This window comes from Methylorubrum sp. SL192, from assembly GCF_026672325.1.
Taxonomy (GTDB): domain Bacteria; phylum Pseudomonadota; class Alphaproteobacteria; order Rhizobiales; family Beijerinckiaceae; genus Methylobacterium; species Methylobacterium extorquens.
This window is the reverse complement of record NZ_JAPPQV010000003.1, coordinates 2,856,667-2,871,096: the sequence shown is the minus strand read 5'-3', so window position 1 is coordinate 2,871,096 and position 14,430 is coordinate 2,856,667. Positions and strand designations below refer to the sequence as shown.

General features: G+C 61.3%; 17 protein-coding genes. 10 read left to right on the top strand and 7 right to left on the bottom strand.

The genetic code is table 11. The annotated features are described in order from the left end of the window. Positions 1-20: 20 nt before the first annotated feature. Both OVA30_RS14290 and OVA30_RS14285 read left to right on the top strand, forming a co-directional pair. Positions 21-728, top strand: coding sequence for an SOS response-associated peptidase (locus tag OVA30_RS14290; protein ID WP_268175851.1), 708 nt, complete (start codon positions 21-23; stop codon positions 726-728). A gap of 144 nt (positions 729-872) precedes the next feature. After that, positions 873-1,919 carry an endonuclease/exonuclease/phosphatase family protein gene (locus OVA30_RS14285; protein ID WP_268175850.1) on the top strand — a complete coding sequence of 349 codons (1,047 nt, stop codon included), beginning with the start codon at positions 873-875 and terminating at the stop codon, positions 1,917-1,919. A gap of 95 nt (positions 1,920-2,014) precedes the next feature. On the opposite strand, the gene OVA30_RS14280 is transcribed toward OVA30_RS14285, so the two are convergent. Together OVA30_RS14280 and OVA30_RS14275 are read right to left on the bottom strand one after the other, a co-directional pair. Then, positions 2,015-2,338, bottom strand: coding sequence for a hypothetical protein (locus tag OVA30_RS14280; protein WP_268175849.1), 324 nt, complete (start codon positions 2,336-2,338; stop codon positions 2,015-2,017). Beyond that, positions 2,335-2,553 carry a hypothetical protein gene (locus OVA30_RS14275; protein ID WP_004446692.1) on the bottom strand — a complete coding sequence of 73 codons (219 nt, stop codon included), beginning with the start codon at positions 2,551-2,553 and terminating at the stop codon, positions 2,335-2,337. Before OVA30_RS14275 ends, OVA30_RS14280 begins: the two co-directional genes overlap by 4 nt. Positions 2,554-3,040: 487 nt before the next feature. Here OVA30_RS14275 and OVA30_RS14270 point away from each other — a divergent pair, with 487 nt between their 5' ends. Beyond that, positions 3,041-3,196: a hypothetical protein gene (locus tag OVA30_RS14270; protein ID WP_165617940.1), complete on the top strand. Its 156-nt coding sequence runs from the start codon at positions 3,041-3,043 to the stop codon at positions 3,194-3,196. 165 nt (positions 3,197-3,361) lie between these two features. Here the strand turns inward: OVA30_RS14270 and OVA30_RS14265 are convergent, their stop codons facing one another. Then, positions 3,362-3,757, bottom strand: a complete 396-nt coding sequence (locus OVA30_RS14265; protein ID WP_268175848.1) for a hypothetical protein — start codon at positions 3,755-3,757, stop codon at positions 3,362-3,364. A gap of 615 nt (positions 3,758-4,372) precedes the next feature. Between OVA30_RS14265 and OVA30_RS14260 the strand changes: the two genes are divergently transcribed. Then, positions 4,373-5,517 (top strand): IS3 family transposase gene (locus OVA30_RS14260; protein WP_268175847.1). Its coding sequence is split into 2 segments (ribosomal slippage): positions 4,373-4,640 and positions 4,640-5,517, totalling 1,146 coding nucleotides; the frame shifts between segments, so codons are not numbered across the junction. A 186-nt stretch (positions 5,518-5,703) separates the two neighbouring features. On the opposite strand, the gene OVA30_RS14255 is transcribed toward OVA30_RS14260, so the two are convergent. Beyond that, positions 5,704-6,579, bottom strand: coding sequence for a glycosyltransferase family 61 protein (locus tag OVA30_RS14255; RefSeq protein ID WP_268175846.1), 876 nt, complete (start codon positions 6,577-6,579; stop codon positions 5,704-5,706). A gap of 623 nt (positions 6,580-7,202) precedes the next feature. Here OVA30_RS14255 and OVA30_RS14250 point away from each other — a divergent pair. The 6 genes from OVA30_RS14250 (at position 7,203) to OVA30_RS14225 (ending at position 11,429) form a co-directional block, all read left to right on the top strand. Continuing rightward, entirely contained in the window at positions 7,203-7,394 is a 192-nt protein-coding gene (locus OVA30_RS14250) for a hypothetical protein (protein ID WP_268175845.1), read from the top strand. Continuing rightward, the gene (locus OVA30_RS14245; protein ID WP_268175844.1) at positions 7,394-9,391 is read left to right on the top strand and encodes a glycosyl hydrolase family 28-related protein; all 1,998 of its coding nucleotides are present in this window, start codon (positions 7,394-7,396) and stop codon (positions 9,389-9,391) included. Before OVA30_RS14250 ends, OVA30_RS14245 begins: the two co-directional genes overlap by 1 nt. 113 nt (positions 9,392-9,504) lie before the next feature. Beyond that, positions 9,505-10,386: an N-acetylmuramidase family protein gene (locus tag OVA30_RS14240; RefSeq protein WP_268175843.1), complete on the top strand. Its 882-nt coding sequence runs from the start codon at positions 9,505-9,507 to the stop codon at positions 10,384-10,386. 2 nt (positions 10,387-10,388) lie between these two features. Continuing rightward, complete coding sequence (locus OVA30_RS14235) at positions 10,389-10,655, top strand: hypothetical protein (protein ID WP_268175842.1); 267 nt, start codon at positions 10,389-10,391, stop codon at positions 10,653-10,655. Beyond that, on the top strand, positions 10,652-11,068 hold the full coding sequence (locus tag OVA30_RS14230) for a hypothetical protein (protein ID WP_268175841.1): 417 nt from the start codon (positions 10,652-10,654) through the stop codon (positions 11,066-11,068). The genes OVA30_RS14235 and OVA30_RS14230 overlap by 4 nt, the downstream gene beginning before the upstream one ends. 4 nt (positions 11,069-11,072) lie before the next feature. After that, positions 11,073-11,429, top strand: a complete 357-nt coding sequence (locus OVA30_RS14225) for a hypothetical protein (protein WP_268175840.1) — start codon at positions 11,073-11,075, stop codon at positions 11,427-11,429. A gap of 246 nt (positions 11,430-11,675) precedes the next feature. On the opposite strand, the gene OVA30_RS14220 is transcribed toward OVA30_RS14225, so the two are convergent. The 3 genes from OVA30_RS14220 to OVA30_RS14210 all read right to left on the bottom strand — a co-directional run bounded on the left by OVA30_RS14220 (position 11,676) and on the right by OVA30_RS14210 (position 14,334). Beyond that, complete coding sequence (locus tag OVA30_RS14220; RefSeq protein ID WP_268175839.1) at positions 11,676-12,530, bottom strand: glycosyltransferase family 2 protein; 855 nt, start codon at positions 12,528-12,530, stop codon at positions 11,676-11,678. Positions 12,531-12,747: 217 nt separating this feature from the next. After that, on the bottom strand, positions 12,748-12,948 hold the full coding sequence (locus tag OVA30_RS14215) for a hypothetical protein (RefSeq protein ID WP_268175838.1): 201 nt from the start codon (positions 12,946-12,948) through the stop codon (positions 12,748-12,750). A gap of 372 nt (positions 12,949-13,320) precedes the next feature. Further along, entirely contained in the window at positions 13,321-14,334 is a 1,014-nt protein-coding gene (locus tag OVA30_RS14210) for a glycosyltransferase (protein WP_268175837.1), read from the bottom strand. Positions 14,335-14,430 lie beyond the last annotated feature (96 nt).

The window sequence follows — 14,430 nt, the reverse complement described above, 5'->3', positions numbered from 1 at the left end:
CGCGCCACGCGGCGCTGGCTATGTCGCGGCGCTGTGAGTCGCGCGCGGCGGACTGGCTCGGCTATCATCCGGCGATGTGCAATCTCTACGCCCTTACCAAGAGCCAGGACGAGATCCGGCGCCTGTTCAAGGTGGAAACCGATCGGACCGGCAACCTGCCGCCCCTGCCTGGGATCTTTCCCAACAATGCCGCACCGATTGTTCACGTCGCGGAGGGGCAACGCACCCTCTCGATGTATCGATGGGGCATGCCCTCGCCAGCCTTCGCCCTGAAGGGCAAGAAGACCGATCCGGGCGTCACGAATGTGCGCAACACCGCCTCGCCGCACTGGCGGCGCTGGCTCGGGCCGGAACATCGCTGCCTCGTGCCGCTGACGAGCTTCTCCGAGAACGAGGCCCTGCCCGACGGCTCCCACCCGCCCGTGTGGTTCGCGCTCGCCGAAGAACGTCCGCTCGCCTGTTTCGCCGGCATCAAGACGGAGGGCTGGACCTCGGTGCGCAAGGTGAAGGACGGCGAGACGACGGACGACCTCTACGCCTTCCTGACCACGGAGCCGAATGTCGAGGTCGCCGCGGTCCACCCGAAGGCGATGCCGGTGATCCTGACGACGGATGAAGAGCGGGATCTCTGGCTGCGCGCGCCATGGTCCGAAGCGTCGGTGCTGCAGCGCCCGCTCCCGGATCGGGTGCTGACCGTTGTGGCGCGCGGTGAGCGATCCGACGCATGAGACGGACCGAAGGCCCGCGGCGCGAGAGCGCATGATCGCAGGCGCTCACGTCACCCTATGACCCCCGAAGGGGCCGGCGCCAGACTGTGCGTCGAAATCGAGCAGAGACTCGATGGGGCTGGCCTCCGATTGATTGGAATAGAGTTGGCCTACTTGTCGATCGCCCTGGAACTTGTCGCACTTCTGCTGGTCGTCGCGACGTTGCTACCCCTGATTCCGACGAACCTTGGCGTCATCCGCAGCCTGGATTTTCCCCGGCTGCAGATCGCGGTCGCGCTCGCTGCGAGCAGTGTCGGGCTTCTCGCGATCTCCCGGGACGGCACGGCTCTGACTCTGGCGGTCGCCATGGTCGCGGCTCTTGCCCTGCAAGCCAGCTATATCCTGCCGTTCACGCGATTGACGGCGCCTCAGGCAAAGGGAGCAGGGTCGTGTCGTCCGGACGACCGTATCAGCCTCCTCGTCCTCAACGTGCTCCAGTCGAACCGTAATTACGGTGCGGCGCTCGATCTCATCGCCGCCAAGGCGCCCGATCTAGTGTTGCTGCTCGAAACCGATGCGGGATGGCACGCCGCGATGGCTCCGCTGCGCGCGCATTATCCGCATCGCGTCGAACATCCGCAGGACAACACCTATGGCCTGCTGTTCTACTCCCGCCTTCCCCTGCGCGATCCGACGATCCGCTTTCTGCTGCAGGAGGACGTTCCGTCGTTACGCACCACGGTGGTCCTGCCCAGCGGCGAACCGGTCACTTTCTACGGGCTTCATCCGCGGCCACCCCATCCCGGCCATAGCAGCGCACCGCGCGATGCCGAACTCGTCGTGGTCGCCCGAGAGGTCGCGAAAACGAAGGATTCCACCATCGTCGCCGGTGACCTCAACGACGTGGCTTGGTCACACACGAATCGATTGTTCCAGAACATCAGCGGCCTTCTCGATCCCCGTCAGGGGCGCGGCCTGTTCTCGACCTTCCATGCGCAATATCCGTTTGCACGCTGGCCCCTCGACCACATTTTCTTCAGCGAGCATTTTCTCTTGAGCGACATGCAGCGCCTGAACGATGTCGGGTCCGATCACTTCCCGATCTGGGTCGACTTACGCCGGGCGCCGCATGCGCCGGCACAACAGGTTGCACCCGAAGCCTCCGAGCAGGACCATCGGGATGCCGAGAAGGCCATCGAGGCGGTGCGGTGAGGTCGGGAACGATAGCCGGCGCAAGGCCATCCACGGCGGCTGTTTCGAGAAAGCGGAGGGGCCGACAAGGCGCTCCCGTTGCCCCCGCAGCGTCCTCAGGCAGAGGCCGGCCCGCTGCCTTGCTCGACAACCTCCAGCGCGCGCAGAACCGCCATGGCGGCCATGTCGGCATCGACGCGTCCTTCATCCGTGGCCGGCATCACGGCGACGGCCTCGAACATGTTTCCGCCGACGGCGCCGATGACGACCTTGAGGCATCGTCCTTCGGGCCCGCTCGCGTCCTCCAGCAGGGCCACGAGATAGCCCGCTGCGGTCCCGTAGACGTGGAGCGGCTCGTACGCCTCGAGCGTCTCGGCCGCGATGGCTGGCTCAGCTTCGCGGTCACGGCCACCGAAGTTGGGGCGGATGATGTTCGTCATAGCCATCGCTCGTCGATGTCGGTCGCGTTGTAGTCCGCCAAGGGCTGGTGCTCGTCGCCGTCGGCGAAGATCGCCACATCGTCCGGGCCTATGTCGTGCTTGGCAATGCGGTCCCAGCGCCGATGGATCATCGTGGGGCCGCCCCAGATCCGGAAGGCGTTCCAGTAGCGGTCGTCCTTGAAGCCGATGTAGTGGACGCAGCGGGCAGCGGGCATGCCGCAACCTACGTTCGGGGATCCGGCGACGCGAGAGGTTCTTGCCACCGCCACCCCGACTGCGACGACGAGGACGCGCCGCGGGCCGTGTTGCCGCCTCAACCTCGCTCCAGACGCACCTCGCCCAAGCCGGGCCGAGAGGAAAAGCATGTTCGGGACCGAGGTTTTTGTCGTGCTCGCAGGCGTCGTCGGCGCAATCGCATTCATGGTGGCCGGACGACCGGCTTCAGACCGCTTCCTGCCCTGGTGAGGCGGCGGCGATCCCCGACGGATCAGCCTTAACGGATGGCTAACTACATCCGAACAGGGCGCGGAAACCATCGCGGACAAAGGCGTTAGCCGGACACGTCGATCCAGCCACGTTCACGAGTACCCGCGATGACCATCACCGTCTTCGATCCGATTAGCGGCCAGATGGTCACGATTCGCGTGCCCGCCCCGCAGCCGCGTTGATCCCGTCACTCTCGTCCCCGCCCGAGCCACGACGATGATCGGTCTCCCTCTCTACCGCCTGCTCGTTGCCCTCGTTCTCGTGCTGTCGAGTGCGGCGGCGACGACGCGCCTCGGTCACGCCGAGCCGAAGACGGCCTGCGAAAGCGGGGCACCGGCCGGTGCCTGTTCCCCTACGGCCGAGCCCCGGTAGCGCTTTCGAAGCATCGCCGCTCGGAGCCGCACCGATCCTCCGGATCGGCCACGCGGTAGCCGGCCACCGCCCCTTGGAGGTGGAGCGGCGGTTGCTCGTCGGTGGGCGGCGCTCATCAACGGTCGCGATGTCGGGCTCGACTGAGTGCGTCCGGTGCGTCGTCGGTCATTTCCCGCCGCGACGGGCCGCGAACTCCCAGATCGGCAGGCCGGTCGGCACGCCGGGCGTGTTCCGGTAGCCGCTCACATTGCCGAACAGGATCCGGTTCGGCTCGATGCCGATCGCCTTATGCCCTCCTGTGATCATCACCCCGCACCAATCCACGCGCAACGTCCCGTGCTCGGGATGGACGCCGAAGATCTGGGGCGCGGTCCAGCCCAAGCGCACGGCCTCGGCGCCGAAGCGCTCGATGAAGTCGGTGCAGGCCTCGTGGATGTTCGCCCAGGCCGTGGTGCCGAGATACCGGCAGGGCGGTGAAGTCGGACGGAGTGCGCCGAGGGCTTTGCGCCATTCGGCGGCTTCGGGCGGAAGCGAGTCGGGCACGAGTTCGGGAAGGAGCATCCTGGCTGCCGGCTGATGGTGGGGCCGACGGCATAGGGGCGCCCGGTTGCCTCAGGCTTACCGGCTGACCGGATTCACAGGCTTAGCGCCCCCGCGCGTTGGCCTCGTAGGTTCGCCGACGGTGGGGCTCGGATCAGGCCGGTTCGACCGAACCGCGGTTTGGTCTCGGTGGCCAGCGGTCGTGCGCGGAGGGCTTGCCCGAAGCCCCCTGCCCGGCTACTCAAACGCAGCGTTTCTGCCGTCGTTTCTGTCGCCCAACCTGTCGTCGAAAGCCAGTGCTGCGCATCAGTAATCGGCAGTATAAAGCGCGGGCCTGTAGCTCAATGGTTAGAGCCGACCGCTCATAACGGCTGGTTTTTCGATTTTCTTCAACGAAATCAACTACGACTGGCCCGGATTATCACGAAACGTTCGTGATCAGTTCACGCCAATCTGTAGCGTTTCTGTGTAGCGCCCATGGCGCTCACTGCCGCGCCCATGTGGTCCGGGTGATGGTGCGCGTAGTGGCGGCGAAGAACCGCCTCCCCCATGCCCGCGAAACCTGCCACCTGACCTGACCGGCTGGCTTTGGACCGGGCCGATTGAGAGGATCAGCCAGGACCGAAGGGGTTGGACATGCGGCGAGGTCAGAAGACGAGCGCGGAGCAGGTGGTGCTGACGCTGCGCCAGATCGAGGTGCAGACCGCCCAGGGCAAGAGCTTGGCGCTGGCGTGCAAGGAGGCGGAGATCTCCGAGCAGAGCTATTACCGCTGGCGCAAGGAGTACGCCGGCCTCCAAGTCGATCAAGCCAGGAAGATGAAAGATCTGGAACGCGAGAACGCTCGGTTGCGCCGCCTCGTGGCCGATCGGTCCTTGGAGAAGCAGGTGCTGGCGGACGTCGCCTCGGGAAACTTGTAGCCCCCGAGCGACGCCGGCAGGCGGTCGACGGTATCCGAGCCAAGTACGGCCTCTCGGAACGTCACGCCTGCCGGATCGTCGGCCAGCATCGGGGTACGCAGCGCTACGTGCCCACCCTGCCGGCCGACGAGGATGCACTGACCCGAGCCATCGTCGCCTTAGCGTCCGAGTATGGGCGCTACGGCTACCGCCGCGTGACGGCTCTGCTGCAAGCAGACGGGTGGCGGGTGGGCAAGGATCGGGTTCAGCGCATCTGGCGTCGCGAGGGGCTGAAGGTCCCCAGCCGACATAGACCCCGCCGCAGCCGGCTCTGGTTGAACGACGGCTCGTGCGTGCGGCTGCGGCCGCTTCACCGCAACCACGTCTGGAGCTTCGACTTCGTGCAGGCACAGACCCATGACGGGCGCTCTCTACGCATCCTGACGCTGATCGACGAGCACAGCCGGGCGTGCCTGGCGTTGAAGGTGGCGCGGCGCATCAACAGCGTCGGCGTGATCGAGGCGCTAGCAGAGGCGATGTGCCTGCATGGCATTCCAGAGCACATCCGCTGCGACAACGGCCCTGAGATGATCTCGAAGGCGTTGCGCAAGTGGGTCGCAAAGACCGGATCGCAGATCCAGTACATCGCCCCGGGCTCGCCGTGGGAGAACGGGTACTGTGAGAGCTTCAACGGCAAGCTTCGTGACGAGTGCCTACGCCAGGGGATTTTCTACTCGCTGAGAGAAGCACAGGTCGTGATTGGCCTATGGCAGAACACATACAACCGTGTCCGGCCGCATTCGTCGCTGGGCTACCGGCCGCCCGCGCCTGTCAGCTTCCCGGATCGGGCCTACCGGCTACCCATGGCCACTACCATGCAGTAGCCTCCCATCTGGCCCGGTCCAAAATACCGGTCAGGTCAGTGCACAGCCGCTCCACCGACCTCGCCCGCGGCGCCGCCCTGGCCATCGGCTGCGGCACCTGTCGCGCCGCCCTTCAGCCCCTTTGAACCGCAGCGCAGGAGCGACGATGTCTCGCCCCGCCCACAACGCGGCTCATCACGCCGTCTGTCAGCGGCGAGCCATGAGCCTTGATCGCAGTCGAGCCCAATACCCCGCCCTTTTGACGCGCGGGTTCTTGGACGGCGTGGGAAGATATTCAAGTTGCTGGATTTCTAAATTCAAGCTTTCGGCGACGCCAGTCACATCGTCAAGCGAGTGAGATCGTTGAAAGGGCAACTTGTCAGTAACTCTGCTGGAGAGTTTCGGATAGACATACTTCGAATGATTATGACATATACCATCAATCAATTTGAAGTTCGACGGAATATGACTCTCAAAGTTTATCCCCAATAGATTATTCGGATTGGCGGCAAATAGAGATGTATGAAGGCCAGAACCGGCAATTCCGATGATGTTCTGATGCTGATTGAACAAATCGATTTGTTCAATAAAACTCAGTTGTTCCGGGTGAATAATCCTGACGCCTCTTTTATGAAGATAACTACATAATATATTTTCGTTAGTAAATCTCCAAACTCCAGATTCAAGCTTCTCTTTTGACAAAAATATAGGTTCATTTGATCTGAATCTAGATTCTTTGGAAAGCTGCGATCCGATTTTGCGGCACAACGTGGCGTGAATATCATGAGCGAATGAAAGCTCCTGAAAGGATGGCGCCGGCACGATTATTTTTCGAAAAAGCGTGGGCCTCTGCGGTATAACGACATCGGAAATCTGAATTCCGAGCGCTTCAAATGTCTGCCTAATGAAAGGTTTTTCATGAAGCTGTTCAACATCCACGTACGTGTGGAACACAACTTTATGCCTCTTATTCTTCAAAAGATACCAACAACGAGCTAGGGAAGTCACTAAATAATGACCGTAATGGTGATACAAAGGCCCAAGGTAAACGCACTCATGAGTTATGATATCGTAGGTCGTCATGTGTTCGTCCGGCAGTGTTTCGCATTGCCCGACTAGAGAATTATCTCCGCCCCTTCTGTATGCAGCCTCCGAAATAATAATCCCGTGCTTATCGTATAGGCCCCAATAATCATATGGATCGTATCCGGAGCCATAGCTATCGACCGGTCTGTAAATAGCATTTTTATGATATGATATTGGCGGCTCAATGTTCCTTATCTCGTATAAACCGTGCATCGACACACACTCGGCAAGGCTTGAACAAATTTCAATCATTAGCTACGTTATATTTCGAGGAATCAAGCGGTTTCACCGACCGGCAGGCGGCGGTATCCCTTTTCAATCTAGCTATAATCTACAGCCGCGGGAAGATATTTTCGGAGATCGTCATAATCGTACCGGTGCCCATCTCTCGCGTTTCTATGTACTATGGCCTGAAGATCCGTCCTGCGATACACCACCACGGTGCCGAGGTGAATTTCAGCGTTGTTACCTTCGCTAAAATCGGATGCTCGGGACGTACCGCCGAAGCGATCAAAATCTAATCAAATCTACGCCGGTCGCTAAGCCGCTGGCGCTTCCGCCCATCTGGTGAGGCCTGCATCGGCGAGCTCCTCGCCGTATTCTGAAGCTACGAGGCAGTTGTGACGAGCATCCTTACGCTGACTTGGCGCCTCTACATCAACGTCGCGACCTTCTCGAACAGTGCCTGGATCGACACGTTCCCGTTCCCGTTCCCGTTCCAGGCCGCGGGCGCGGCCTCTCTCGTCATCTCTGCCCTCTGCTTCGCGTTCCTCTTCGGTTGCGGGGCGGACAACCTGTGGATCCGCCCCTGATGATGCGCCCTGCTGCTGCTTGCCTCGTACTGCTGGCCTTTGTCGCGCCGTCGTTCGCGCAGAACCGTGCCCCCAATGGAGGCGAGGTGCTGTCCGACGGCACGATTTCGTTCGGCACTGACCTGCCGAAACTTGGCAGGCGCGAGGGCAACAAGACCGTCATCACGCCCGACACGCTGCAGATCCTCGGCCCCGGCTCGACCGGCGACACGTCGGCGATGAGCTACATCGTTGCCAAGCCCGGCGCGGTCGCACGCACGCTGGCCAGCCGCATGGCCGACCAGATCAGTGTCAAAGATTTCGGCGCGGTCTGCGACGGGACGGCGGACGACACTTCCGGGTTCCAGAAGGCTATCACACGCCTTGCCGCGGGCGACGTGCCGGGGCTTTATGTACCCTCCGGTAGCCGCTGCCGTGTCTCATCCGCACTGTCCGCCACGCTGACCACCCCTGCGACGATCTGGGGTGCCGGCATGGGGGACAGCGAGATTGCGTTCACAGGCGCGAGCGCAGGCTTCACGTTCAATGTGCCTGATCGTGGCAAGCTTAATATCGTTGGCCTGACGATCAAGCGAGATGTGATTTCACCTGCCCACGCAAACACGGGTGTTCGCGTCAACGCAGCGACGATGAGCAACGTTGTAAACGTCGATAAGGTTGAGTTTCGGGGCCTTGCGAACGATATGAGTGCGTGGAGCGTGGGGCTCGCCCTCAAGAACACCGTTGCCGCTACCGTTCGCGGCTCTCGCTTTCACATGACAAACGGGGCGTTCGAAGCCCCCGGTGCCGGCCCGGTCGGGATCGAGTTGACCGGCACGTCTGTCTCGATCTTCGGTGTTGATACGAAGATCAGCGACGCTATGATTCAAGGCGGAAATATTGGCATTCGTATCGGCGGTTACGTCCAGGGCGTGTTCGTCACCAACACGGAGGCCATCGGCCTCGACTACGGCGTTTATTGGGACGCGCCCGGAACGTTGGGCGAATATCTGACAGTGAGCAATACCCATATCAATGCAGGCATCAAAGGTATCTACCAGAACGGCATCGGACAGAGTCTCATAAACAACAACCTGTTTCTCAGATTTGACGCTCATCGATCCTCGTTGCCTTGGGCTGCTGTCGATAATGTGGATAGTCATAACTTGACCATTACAGCAAACCAAATCTACGGGTCCGTCAAAGCGCCGGAAACCGGCATCGCTATTGTTGCAAACGACGGCTCGGGGGCGCAGCCCAATTCCGTGACCGGAAACTCCATCGCGGGCATTGCCGGTCGCGGCATCTCAACCGGCGGAACCGTTTCGGGGGCGAGCATTACGGGCAACTCCATGAACGGCGTTCTCGGTGGCGGCATCATCCAAGATCCATTGACGTCCTGGGCTCCGTCGCGTGCCTACGCGATCAACAAGGCCGTACTCAGTGGAGGGGCTACCTATGTGGTCAAGCAGGCTGGCACTTCGGCAGCGCGTGGAGGCCCGACCGGCACAGGGGACAACATCGTTGATGGCGGTGTAATCTGGCGCTACAGCGGTCCAAGTCCAGTTGGCACGAATGCTGTTATCGGCAACACATTAAACGGACGGCCGGATATCACTATTTCCGGAGACAATATAGCCACAACACATATTCTGCCGAGACAAAACCTTTCATATGTTTTGGGGGCTGGGCAGAATATATGGTCTCAGGCGTGGATCAATCAGCTTGTTCTAAGCTCCGGGGGAATCGCTTCCGTGTTGTCGGCCGATACCAGGGGTAACGTCAACGTCAATGCCCCAACCCTGGCCAGCAAGACGATCCGAGCGACTGAGGCGAGCGTCCTGCCGGCCTACACGGTCGCGCAGCTTCAAGGGGCTGTTGCCTGTTCTTCCGGCCGCCGGGACTGGCTCGTCGTCGTCACGGACGCAGCCAACCCGACCTATCGCAGCGCTCTGACCGGGGGCGGGTCGGTTCGGACCCTAGCCTACTGCGACGGCACGAGCTGGACTGCGCACTGAGGCGCAGTCGCTGGCGGCGCGATCGGCTGATCGCGCTCGCGCGCTCGACGATGGCCTTCAAGGTCGTCGCTTTCCACCGAGCCCTCCTTCCCCGCGCCACCACGGAGCCGACCATGACCTCGTCCTCCGACGTGGGCGCCTTCGCGCGCCTGCGCGCCGCCGGCTTCGTCTCGGCCGCGACCCGCCTGACCGATTACGACCTCCCCCGCATTGGGCACACCATCGGTGTGGGCGAGGACGAGATCCGCGCCGTCATGGAGGTGGAGGCCTCCGGCGGCGGCTTCGAGCGGCTTAAGCGGCCGAAGATGCTGTTTGAGCCGCACGTCTTCTGGCGCAATCTCGTGGGCGCCGAGCGGACGCGGGCGGCCTCGCTCGGGCTGGCCTATGCCGCGTGGAAGCCGGGCGCCTACCCCATCGACAGCTATCCGCGCCTGATGCAGGCGATGGCGATCAACGAGAAGGCCGCGCTGAAGGCCGCCTCCTGGGGTCTTGGCCAGATCCTCGGCGAAAACCACAAGGCCGCGGGCTATGCGACGCCGCAGGCGATGGTCTTGGCGTTCTGCAACGGCGGCGAGGCCGAGCATCTGGCCGCGATGGTCCGCTTCATCGTCACGAACGGCCTCGACGACGAGTTGCGCCGGCACGATTGGGCGGGGTTCGCCCGCGGCTACAACGGGGCCGGCTACGCCAAGCACGGCTACCACACCAAGCTCGCCGCGGCCTTCGCCAAGTGGTCGAAGATCAAGGACACGCCGTGGTCGCCGGTCACGGGCGAGCTGGCGCCCGACCCGCTGGCGCCGATGACGCACCCTCCGTTGCCTTCAGTCGCCGAGACACAAGCCGGTTTGTCTCTCACGAAAGCCGATCCGCTTAACGCAAAGCCCGCCCCCACCGGCGGGCTTCTTCGTTCCGGGGTCCAGGCCACGGGCGGCGCGGTCCGCTCCGGCCTCGCCGGGCTCTACGACCTAATCCACACCTCGTTCCGGAAGGCCTGACCATGGCGCCCCGTCCCTTCCTCACGCGAGCCCGGCTGGGTCTGCGTCGCTGCTGGCGCGCGGCCTCGGGCTGGCGCATCTACCTCCTCGCGGGTGTCATGGCGTTGCCCGACGTCCTCGACGCGCTCCCCGGCGTTGACCTGGCGCCGCTGCTGCCCGAGTGGCTGCCGGGCACGAAGGTGGCGGCGTTCCTCGCCGTCGCCCGGCTCGCCGCCCGCGCCTACGCGACGAAGCTCGCGACGCTGCCGGCGCGGGAGCCGCTCCGATGAACCTCCTCGGCTGGCTCTCGAACCCGATCGGGTCGGCGCTCGGTGCCATCGGCTCGGGCCTCATCAAGGTGTTCGGCAACTCCGTGCTGAGCCCGATCCTCAAATCGAGCGAGAACGGCCAGAACGCGCAACGCGACGTGGCGGTGCAGGTCGTCCAGGCCGAGATCGCAGCCAACCAAGCGAAGGCGGCGATCGCGCCCGCCTTCAAGGGACTGATCTACGGCATCGGCATCCCACCAGCCGTCCACTTCGGGGCGATCTGCCTCTCGAAAACCTTCGCGCTGGGCTGGCCCATCGAGCCGCTGCCGACCGAGTACGTGGCGATCGAGGCCACGATCCTGACGGCCTTCTTCGTCTCCTCGCCGCTCACGACGCTGGCTCGAGCCGGCGCCGCCCGCCTGCTGAAAGCCTGATCCGATGGACACCTCGTTCCTGGCCGCCGGCCCGATTTCCTGGGCGCAGGTCGTCGCGCTCGCAGCCTTCCTGTTCGCCCTCGGCAAGGGAGCGGATTGGGTCGTCGGCAAGCTGCGCGCCGGCACGAAGGACGCGGTGTCTCCGCTGACGATCGACATGGCGGCCTTGAAGATCCAAGTCGCGGCCCATAACGAGGCCCTGCACAACTTCAAGGTCGAAGTCGCGCGTACCTACGTAACCGGTGATGTCATCACCCGGCTCGAGCGACGGATCGACGACCTCGTGTCCTCGGTGCGCGACGAGATGAAGGAGACGCGCCAGACCATGCTTAAGGCGATCACGGGCCGCTTGCCTCCGTGATCCCGGACGGTGCCATCCGTCAACGCACCGCCCCGGGGCTTCGGCCTCGGGGCTTTTTCGTTTCTAGTACCTGAGCGCCTGCGGCCTGTGCTCGATGCGGGGAAGCCTGCGCCACTCCTCCCACGATTGGGCAAGGCTCACGCCGACAAGGCACGCTACGGAAATCGCGGGAGAGGCAACAACTAAGATCGCGTGCTCGGACCTGCCGTAACGCCTCCCGACATCGCCGCGACTCCCTTAGCCCGCTCAGCAACCGCTGCGAGGGGCATTCCGTTCGCGATACGGGGCCGCTACGATGGATGTTGCGGCGTAAAGCCATGGGGGAAAAGTGGCCATCCAAGTTCCCCGGTGGCGAGCCGCTTCGATCTCTCTTCGAAGGATGCGCTTCTGTTTTTTACTCTGCCAAGCCGGCCGATACAAATTCTCATGTTCGATGGCATCGAACACTATGCGGTTATGCTCAAGGGCTTCTGCCGTTTGATGAGACTCGTCCAAGTCAAACTTGACCGGCGATTTTAAACCATAGTAATGAAGACCTCGCTCGGCGGTTGCTTGAACACCTCCGTATCCAGCCTTGATAAATCTGTTTGTATGCTCGACGTGCTCATATCCGTATTTACGGAATCGAGTGTCGAAGTAGCCAACGGCGTTGATCGCTTCGGCTGAAAATGCCGAGCAAACCCCTCCCAAAACCCAAGACTGGTACGGATCTTCTACTGATCCATCACCCTTGACGATTGTGGAATATACGTTTTCATAAATGAGATTTATGTGCCCGTGTCGGATGCTGTTTTCAATCCACGGCACCTCCCATCCTTTTTCTGTGACGAAGGCATCATCTTCTAATATTATAACAACGTCGCAACGCTCAACAACGTGCAAATAATACAGGGCGCGGTTTTTATTCCAGGCAACTCCCCGGTTCTTTCCAGTTATAAAAGTTAGGCCTCGGTCGCTGGCAAGCTCTTCCGTTCCATCATTAGATCCATCGTCAGCCACCGCGATAACATGCGGCGTCACTGTGTTCTGAGCCAGTGAGTCAAGGCAACGCGCGAGCTTGTCTTTCCTTTTGTAGGTAACAGCGCCGATCCCGAGCTTCATTCTCGTCGTCTTTCCGTTTTGTTCTGCCCCGCCCGGCAATCGCTCACGGGGATCTCAGGTTTCAACGCTGCGTCCACGTCGGCGGCGGCGATGACCCTGCCAGCTTCACCGGCCTCCACGATATTCCTTCCCTGCAACACCTAGAGATGTTCGCACAACACGAACCCGTCGGCTCGACTAGCCTCGCCGGCCTCCCCCCGCGCGGGGCTGCTTCGTTTCAGCTGTCGCGCGCCGCCGCGAGCATCCGCTTCCGCACCTCGGCCATACGGTCGTCATCGCCGACGCCAGCCGCTGCGGCTTGATGGCCCACGTCCTCATAGATCTCCCGCGCCGTCTCCTCGTCCAAGCCGAGGCCCTGCGCGAACCGGTGCAGGCCGCGCATCTCCGCGGCGGATTGTTCGGGCTCGTTGCTGTTCATGCTGCTACCGGACCGCGATCTCGCGCTCGCCGACAACAACCTTCGCCGGCGCGGTCGGATGACGCTCGACGATTCGGTTGATTCCAAAGGGTCGCAACCTGTCCCAAGCCGCGTCGCTGCCTGACATCAGCGCGCTAGCCAGCAAGTCCGCCATCTCTGCCCGCCGTCGCTAACGGCCGTGGCGCTGTCGTTGTTGATCTCAATGATGTGCGCATGGCGGCTCTTCTACTAGGGGCGCCGGGCGGCCGTCATGATCGCGCTGGCTGCGGCGTCGTATCGAACTCACTCTCTTTCCCATCCGCCGGTAATGCTCGGCAATGTCGCGCATCACTTGGGCGCCACAACTGGAGCAGCGCGCCCAACTAACACTTATTAACCCCCCCGCCTGAAAAGTCGTTCGTAGAGCTGCCGTTCACTCCAATGATTTCCAGGGCCGCGGTACGAATGAAATTTGTACAGCTCAAAACCTGAAGATGCGCCGTCTTTAATTATATTAACTACTACTTTAGGACGAAACTCCAATCTTACGTTTGGTCGTAACGCGGGCACCTCTAAAAATCGCTCCGCGAGCAGCCATGTTCCCGTAAGAGAAAAGAGATCGTATTGTACATAATCGGGTGTTTCCATCTCCTTGTGCCAATGCTCAATGACATTGGTCATCATTTTGTCGATGATCATACTGAGTTCCGGCGCGCCTTGTCGCGCAGCTATAACACCATTAATTAGGTCGAAGTAATTCGACCGCTCGTCCATTAGCCAATCTCTGGAAAATAGCATCAGGTTGCATCCAGCGAGCCTGGCAAGTGTCATCAGAAGGTATGAGGAACGAGTTGGACCAACGTGAGCATCGACATACAAACCTCCGTGCTCTCTAAGCAAAAAAATCCTGGCCATATCGGATTTTGCGGCAGGCAGTTTGATGGACAAAAATACATCTACGAATGTTTCGGGAAGTATGGGGACAACATCTTCTTCGCGGAATACCCTAAATTTCGGGTAGAATGATTTCCACGAAGAGGCCGATGGTGGTTCTACGATTTCAGAATTTTCCCAGTACATAAATATCAGAGGCATGCCGGAATTGTCATCTGAGAACCAGTCAGCAGATGCTCGTTGATCTATCGACAGACTCCTAACTGGCGAAGAACCTTTCTGCCATCCACCTCGCCCCTCGGCTAACCCGTGCTTAAGAAAATGCGCTAGGGGATTTAAGTCGTTCGCAGTCACGTCGGGATTGGCAGCCAAATACCCACTGCTACTGAAGCCCGCACTTGGGTCGCATCCGTCCCTCCATCCATGCTGAAGATAGTGCTGCAACGGGCTGCCTGTGAAATTACGCACAGATGGGTTATGTTCAAGGTAATATGCCTCATCGAAGCCCGGCATGTGGCATTCCGGCGGAGCTGGCCAAAGCTTCTTGAGCAGGCGAGGTGGTCTCATAAGAGGTGTTTTCCTGCGGCCCTGATAGTACAAGCAGCGTCT